The organism is Streptomyces sp. P5F9, from assembly GCF_057961495.1.
In genome coordinates this window covers 1-4,282 of sequence record NZ_JBXVPZ010000644.1, presented here as the reverse complement: position 1 = coordinate 4,282, position 4,282 = coordinate 1, and the positions used below count along the sequence as shown (strand labels likewise).

Annotated in this window: 6 protein-coding genes; 3 read left to right on the top strand and 3 right to left on the bottom strand. The window is 70.7% G+C overall.

Annotation, left to right across the window (positions count from 1 at the left end; translation table 11 throughout):
* Positions 1–7: 7 nt before the first annotated feature.
* A complete protein-coding gene (locus AC31A1_RS47605) occupies positions 8–883 on the bottom strand; it encodes an oxidoreductase (protein ID WP_489659302.1) in 876 nt (291 codons plus the stop codon).
* Between the two features lie 142 nt (positions 884–1,025).
* Between AC31A1_RS47605 and AC31A1_RS47600 the strand changes: the two genes are divergently transcribed.
* A complete protein-coding gene (locus tag AC31A1_RS47600) occupies positions 1,026–1,919 on the top strand; it encodes a helix-turn-helix domain-containing protein (protein WP_489659301.1) in 894 nt (297 codons plus the stop codon).
* 87 nt (positions 1,920–2,006) lie between these two features.
* On the opposite strand, the gene AC31A1_RS47595 is transcribed toward AC31A1_RS47600, so the two are convergent.
* Positions 2,007–2,390, bottom strand: coding sequence for a toxin Doc (locus tag AC31A1_RS47595; RefSeq protein WP_489659300.1), 384 nt, complete (start codon positions 2,388–2,390; stop codon positions 2,007–2,009).
* A gap of 3 nt (positions 2,391–2,393) precedes the next feature.
* Positions 2,394–2,639, bottom strand: a complete 246-nt coding sequence (locus AC31A1_RS47590; protein WP_489659299.1) for a hypothetical protein — start codon at positions 2,637–2,639, stop codon at positions 2,394–2,396.
* 137 nt (positions 2,640–2,776) lie between these two features.
* Here AC31A1_RS47590 and AC31A1_RS47585 point away from each other — a divergent pair, with 137 nt between their 5' ends.
* Both AC31A1_RS47585 and AC31A1_RS47580 read left to right on the top strand, forming a co-directional pair.
* Positions 2,777–3,274 (top strand): methylated-DNA--[protein]-cysteine S-methyltransferase, encoded by a 498-nt coding sequence (locus AC31A1_RS47585; protein ID WP_489659298.1) that lies wholly within the window; start codon positions 2,777–2,779, stop codon positions 3,272–3,274.
* A 15-nt stretch (positions 3,275–3,289) separates the two neighbouring features.
* Positions 3,290–4,006, top strand: a complete 717-nt coding sequence (locus AC31A1_RS47580; protein ID WP_489659297.1) for a 2OG-Fe(II) oxygenase — start codon at positions 3,290–3,292, stop codon at positions 4,004–4,006.
* The last annotated feature ends 276 nt before the right edge of the window (positions 4,007–4,282 follow it).

Below are 4,282 nucleotides of genomic sequence, written 5' to 3'. Positions count from 1 at the left end.
CCCTCCATCAGGCCCCGGCCCCACCGATGGTGTCGAGTTCCGCGATCGCGTCGGCGGGCAGCACCAGGTCCGCGGCGGCGATGTTGTCCCGCAGATGCGCGCGGGACGAGGTGCCGGGGATCAGGACGGTGGTGGCCGACCGCTGCAACAGCCAGGCCAGCGCGACCTGTTGGGCCGAGACGTCCAGCCGCGCGGCCACCTCGGACAGGGTCCGCGACTGCAGCGGGGTGAAGCCGCCGAGCGGGAAGTAGGCGGCGAACGCGATGTTCTCCGCGGCACACCGCTCGACGAGGGCGTCGTCCTCCCGGTTGGCCAGGTTGTACAGGTTCTGCACGGTGACGACCGGTGCGATGGCCTGGGCCTCGGTCAGCTGGGCGGCGGAGACCGTGCTCACCCCGAGGTGCCGGATCAGCCCGGCCTTCCGCAGTTCGGCCAGGGCACCGAACTCCTCCCCGATCGACTCCTCGTAGGCGCCGTGATCGGTGCCGACCCTCAGGTTCACCACGTCGAGCGCGTCGAGCCCGAGGTTGCGGAGGTTGTCGTACACCTGCGCCTTGAGGTCCTCGGGGTGCCGGGACATGATCCAGCCGCCGTCGGGGCCGCGCCGGGCGCCGACCTTGGTCACGATGCGCAGGTCGTCCGGGTAGGGGTGGAGGGCCTCCCGGATGATCTCGTTGACGACGACGGGGCCGTAGAAGTCGCTCGTGTCGATGTGGGTGATGCCCCGCTCGACGGCCTCGCGGAGGACGGCCACCGCCTCGGTGCGGTCCTTCGGCGGGCCGAAGACGTGCGGGCCGGCGAGCTGCATGGCGCCGTATCCCATGCGGGTGAGGGTGAGGTCCTCGGCCAGGGTGAGAGTGCCGCCGGCGACGGTGTCGGCCATGATGGCGCGCCTTTCGGTAGGTGATACGTGCTGCTTCCTGTCACCGACACTGCGCCCGTCCCGGCTGAGCAGGGAGTACCCGGATGTTCCTGGTAGTGACAGGGACACGCACCTCCGCGGATTCGGTCCTACGGTGGTGGGTGTGGACAGCATGAACGCGCTCGGGGAGTTTCTGCGGGCCCGCCGGGAGCGGGTCCGGCCCGAGGACGTGGGTCTGAGCGGCGGCGGGCTGCGCCGGGTGCCTGGGCTGCGCCGGGAGGAGGTCGCCCTACTGGCCGGCATCAGCTCCGACTACTACCTGCGGCTGGAGCAGGGCCGCGACCGCAACCCGTCCGCGCAGGTGCTGGAGGCGCTGGCCCGGGTGCTGCGCCTGGACGCCTCCGCGACCGCCCATCTGCTGAGCCTCGCCCAGCCGGAGCGGCCGGCCGTGTCCCGCAGACGGGTCCGACGGCCCGAGGCGGTACCGACGAGCGTCCGCGAACTGCTCGACACCTGGTCCGGACACCCGGCGTATGTGCAGAACCGGTTCACGGACTGCCTCGCGGCCAACGCGCTGTGCCGGGCGCTGTCCCCGAACTACACGCCGGGTGTGAACCTGCTGCGGGCGGTGTTCCTCGACCCCGCCGAGCGTGAACTGCGCCGCGACTGGGAGGAGTTGACCGCCGAGGGCGTGGCGACCCTGCGCGGCCACATCGGTCCCGACGTCGACGAACCCCGGCTGGTGGAGCTGGTGGGCGAACTGTCCGTCCGCAGCGACCGCTTCCGGCTGCTGTGGAGCCGCCACGAGGTACGCCCCATGCTCGGCCGGACCAGCCTCCTCACCCACCCGCTCGTCGGCGACTTCGAGCTCCGGTCGAACAAGTTCGAGATTCCGGGCACGAACGCGTTGAGCATGGTGGTCTTCCACGCCGAGCCGGGGAGCCGTAGCGCGGAACTGCTGGGGTTGCTGGGCAGCCTCGCCGCGCCCGACGGCGTCCCGCGCGAGGAGAGCCCGCGGTCGCACGAGGAGAACGCACGCCTCGACGAGGACCACTGACGGAGGACCGCTGACTGACGCGTCCGAGCTGCCGCTCAGGCCCGCTGCCCAGAACCGCGGCTCGGACCCGCTGCTCGGAACCGTCGCTCAGATCTGCCAGGAACGCAGCCGGTCCGCCGCGCCGTAGACATCCGTCTTGCCGGAGATCAGATCGCGGGCGAGGTCGACGAGAGCGCCGTAGGGCGGGTCGATGCCGACGCCACTGACGAACATGTAGGCGACGGCCGTGGCGCAGGCGAAGCGGGCGTTGGCCGAGGGCAGCGGCTTGAGCAGGGCGAGGGTGTGCAGCAGGGCGGCGGCCCGCCAGGCCGGGTCGGAGTCGACGCCGAGGCGGGGCGGATCGACGCGGTGTCGGGCGACGGCCGCGACCAACGCCGAGAAGTCGTTGACGGTGGGCTGGTCCGGCAGGACTTCCTCATGGCGCTGGAGCAGCCAGGGCACGTCGATATGGATGACGGGGATGACCGGCATGCGTCAGGCGACCCGCCCCTCGCCCTTGGCCGCCGGTTCGTCGTCGGGGAACGCGGCGGCGAACTCGTCGGCGTGCGTGGCGAAGAACCGGCGGAAGGCCTCGGCGCCCTCCTGCAGCGCCCGGTGCCGAGCGATGTCGGCCGCGGCCGCCTCACGCACCAGTGCCTTCATCGACGTACCGCGTTCCTTGGCGATCTGCCGCAGGTCCTCTAGCTCGCGGTCGCTGAAATCCACGTTGAGAGCTGGCATGCGAACAGGATACCGCTCAGGTACTTACCCGTAAATACCCCCAGGTCAAGAGCTACGCCCGACGGTACCGAGCGGGCCTCAACTCCATGTCCGAATCCCGCCGGTCCCGACCCCGATTCCGGAGCAGACTCATTCCCATGACCACGATCTACACACTCACCGACAGCCCCGTGGGCGAGCTTCTCCTGACCGGCGAGAGGTCGGCCGACGGCACCACCCTCACCTCCCTGACCATGCCGGACCACCCGACCATCGATGCCGACTGGCAACGCGACGACCAGGCCTTCACCGAGGCCAACCGCCAACTGTCCGCGTACTTCGCCGGACGCCTCACCCACTTCGAACTCCCCCTCGCCGCCGAGGGAACGGAGTTCCAGCAGCGGGTCTGGCAAGCCCTCGACGAGATCCCGTACGGCACCACGACGACATACGGCGCCCTCGCCGAACGCCTGGGCGTACCGCGCGCCGAAGTCCGGGCACTGGGCGCGGCCCTCGGTGCCAACCCGCTGCTGCTGGTGCGCCCGTGCCACCGCGTGATCGGCGCGGACGGCTCGATGCGGGGTTATGCCGCCGGCGTCGAACGGAAGGTCCAACTGCTCACCCACGAGGGCGCGTTGCAGCCGATGCTCGGCTGACGAACGGAGGACGTCATGCGTATCACCGAGGCGCGGCAGCGCACGCAGAACACCAACTGGTCAGCTCTGGCAGAGGAGTTGGACCTGTACGGCAGTGCGCCGACCGCACAGTTGCTGACGCCGGCCGAGTGCCACGACCTGACAGCCCTGTACGAGAAGCCGGAACTGTTCCGCACCACGGTCGACATGGCCCGGCACCGCTTCGGCTCCGGCGCGTACCGCTACTTCACCCACGACCTCCCCGCACCGGTAGCCGCCCTGCGCGCCGCGCTCTACCCGCGCCTGCTGCCGATCGCCCGGGACTGGGCGGCCCGACTCGACCGCCCGTCCCCCTGGCCCGACGACCTCGACGAGTGGCTCGCCCGCTGCCACGACGCGGGCCAGGACCGTTCCGCCCAGATCCTGCTCCGCTACGGCGAGGGAGATTGGAACGCCCTCCACCGCGATGTCTTCGGCGAGTTGGTCTTCCCGCTCCAGGTGGTGATCGGCCTGGACGCGTACGGCACCGACTACACGGGCGGCGAGTTCCTGATGGTCGAGCAGCGGGCCCGAGCCCAGTCCCGGGGCACCGCGACCCCACTCCAGCAGGGCCACGGCCTGGTGTTCACGACCCGGGACCGCCCGGTTCGAACGAAACGTGGCTGGTCGGCCGGGGCGATGAGACACGGGGTGAGCACCGTACGCTCTGGCCAACGGCACGCGCTGGGACTGGTGTTCCACGACGCGGCTTGAGGAGACTGATGAACTCCGTTGCAGCCCAGCGCCCCTCGGAGACCGGCGAAGCCAGGTCTTTCAGGCGCGCGGGGCTGTATCGATATGCGGCTCCGCCGCGCGGGCGCGCCCCTCGGAGACGGGCGAAGCCAGGTCTTTTAGGGGCGCGGGGAACTGCGCGCCCAGCCCCCACCGGCCTGCACCCACTAGACGACCCAAAACCCCCGCCGCCGATAACTCCCTTCCCAGAACACCCGATTGAGCATCCGCACCGGCGGCGGGGGTTTTGGGTCGTCT